The sequence below is a fragment of the Streptomyces sp. NPDC058964 genome (assembly GCF_042741275.1).
Classification (GTDB): Bacteria; Actinomycetota; Actinomycetes; order Streptomycetales; family Streptomycetaceae; genus Streptomyces.
Genome location: NZ_JBHYKH010000109.1, coordinates 8,445 through 10,312 on the forward strand (window position 1 = coordinate 8,445; position 1,868 = coordinate 10,312).

At 72.4% G+C, this 1,868-nt stretch carries 2 protein-coding genes; both read left to right on the forward strand.

Annotated features, from left to right (window positions below; all coding sequences use genetic code 11):
* Positions 1 to 1,269 (forward strand): xanthine dehydrogenase family protein molybdopterin-binding subunit (locus ACFW2E_RS16185; protein ID WP_384466821.1); only part of this gene is annotated, 1,269 nt, incomplete at its 5' end.
* A partial coding sequence (locus ACFW2E_RS16190; protein WP_384466823.1) for an FAD binding domain-containing protein occupies positions 1,266 to 1,868 on the forward strand: 603 nt, incomplete at its 3' end. The genes ACFW2E_RS16185 and ACFW2E_RS16190, both read left to right, overlap by 4 nt.

Consider the following 1,868-nt stretch of genomic DNA (forward strand, 5'->3'; position numbering starts at 1 on the left):
CCCCGCCCCCGCCCTCCCCCCGCCAGAGGCAACTACGCCGCGCCCACCGAGAAGGCGCTCGCCCTGTTCGGCTACGACGACCTGCGCGCCGAGCAGCAGAAGCGCAACGAGCGCGGCGACACCGTGCGCCTCGGCATCGGCGTGTCGACCTTCACCGAGATGTGCGGTCTCGCACCGAGCCGGGTGCTGCGCGACCTTCGGTACGGGGCAGGCGGCTGGGAGGCCGCGAGCATCCGCATGCTGCCCACCGGCAAGGTCGAGGTGGTCACCGGAACCAGCCCGCACGGCCAGGGCCATGTGACCTGCTGGAGCCAGATCGCCGCCGACGTACTGGGCGTGCCGTTCGAGGACATCGAGGTCGTGCACGGCGACACACTGGCGGCCCCGCAGGGCATGGACACCTACGGCTCGCGGTCCCTGGTCGTCGGCGGGGCGGCCGTGCACCGGGCCGCCGAGAAGGTCGTGGAGAAGGCACGCAAGGTCGCCGCGCACCTGCTGGAGGCCAGTGAGCAGGACCTGGAGTTCACGGGCGGCGTCTTCTCCGTGAAGGGCTCCCCGGAAGCGCGGAAGTCCATCCAGGAGGTCGCCCTGGCGACGTTCGCCTCGCACGACCTGCCCGACGGCATGGAGCCCACCATCAACGCCGAGCACCTGGTCGACCCGGACAACTTCTCCTTCCCGCACGGCACCCACCTGTGCGCCGTCGAGGTCGACACCGAGACCGGGCGGACGAGCATCCGGTCGTACGTCTGCGTCGACGACGTCGGCCGGGTCGTCAACCCGATGATCGTCGAGGGGCAGGTGCACGGCGGTCTCGCCCAGGGCATCGCGCAGGCGCTGTACGAGGAGGCCGTGTACGACGACGAGGGCAACCTCGTCTCCGGCACCATGGCCGACTACCTGGTGCCGTCGGCGGCCGACCTGCCGGACTTCGTGACCGACCGGACGGAGACGCCGGCGGCCTCCGGCTCCAACCCCCTCGGGGTCAAGGGGGTCGGGGAGGCGGGCACGATCGCCTCGACGCCCGCCGTCGTCAACGCCGTCGTGGACGCGCTCAGGCCGCTGGGCGTGAACGACGTGCGCATGCCGTGCTCGCCCCACCGGGTGTGGCAGGCCATCCGGGCGGCGCGCTCGGGCACGGACGAGCAGGTAGGCGGGACGGGTCCCGCGCAGTCCGGGCAGTCGGGGCAGGCGGCGCAGTCCGGTGATATCGGTCAGTACGGCGAGCCCGGCCGGCCGGGTCAGCCGGGGACGGAAGGTTCGGCATGATTCCTCCCGCGTTCGAATACACGCGTCCGAGCAGTGTGGACGAGGCGGTACGCGCGCTCGCCGACGCGGGCGAGGATGCGAAGGTCCTGGCCGGCGGGCAGAGCCTGCTGCCGCTGCTCAGGCTGCGGATGGTCTTCCCCGAGCTGGTCGTCGACACGGGCCGGATCCCGGAGCTGCGCGGCGTGCGCGAGGACGGCGGCAGCCTGGTCATCGGAGCCATGACCACGCACCACGAGGTGGTCCACGACCCGCTGGTGCGCCGGCACGCCGGTCTGCTGGCGGAGGCGACGGCCACGGTGGCCGATCCCGCCGTACGGCACCGGGGAACCTTCGGCGGCTCGCTCGCGCACGCCGATCCGGCCGGAGACCTGCCCGCCGTGGCCCTGGCCCTGGACGCCGAACTGGTCGTCGCCGGACCCGGCGGACGGCGCACGGTTCCGGCCCGGGAGTTCTTCGTCGACTACCTGCAGTCGGCACTGGCACCGGACGAACTGCTGGTGGAGGTGCGGATTCCGAAGACGGACGGCTGGGGATTCCACTACGAGAAGTTCCACCCGGTCGCCCAGTCCTGGGCCATCGTCGGGGTCGCGGCGCTGGTG